This window comes from Streptomyces doebereineriae (assembly GCF_031845645.1).
Lineage (GTDB): Bacteria > Actinomycetota > Actinomycetes > Streptomycetales > Streptomycetaceae > Streptomyces > Streptomyces canus.
Genome location: NZ_JAVREZ010000182.1, coordinates 1 through 475, shown reverse-complemented (window position 1 = coordinate 475; position 475 = coordinate 1). Strand labels below are relative to the sequence as shown.

Here is a 475-nt window from a genome sequence, read left to right as displayed (position 1 = left end):
ACACGCTGGAGGGCGGCCAGGCCGCCGCCTCCGCCCTGATGGAGCGCGGCTGCACGGCGGTCGTCTGCGCGAGCGACATGATGGCGCTCGGGGCGATCCGGGCGGCCCGCAGGCTCTCCAGGGAAGTCCCCCGGGACCTCTCCGTGGTGGGCTACGACGACTCGCCCCTCATAGCGTTCACCGACCCGCCGCTGACCACCATCCGGCAGCCGGTGACGGCGATGGGCCAGGCCGCGGTGCGCACGCTGCTGGAGGAGATCGGCGGAACCCCGGCACCCCACAGCGAGTTCGTCTTCATGCCCGAGCTGGTGGTCCGCGGGACGACGGCCTCCGGCCCCGGAACGGCCTCAGGGTCGCACACTCATCCTTGAGACGCAGAATGTGCGACCGGAACCCGACCGGAGGATGATCGAGGGCAGGGGAATCTCTATGGAAGACTCTCTGCCTATGGGTGAAACGGACGTGACAGCACAGG

The 475-nt window shown here is 69.7% G+C and carries 1 protein-coding gene; it reads left to right on the top strand.

Annotated features, from left to right (window positions below):
- Nucleotides 1–371, top strand: a 371-nt coding sequence (locus tag RNB18_RS51350) for a substrate-binding domain-containing protein (RefSeq protein WP_311720974.1), incomplete at its 5' end; no start/stop codon positions are given.
- Nucleotides 372–475 lie beyond the last annotated feature (104 nt).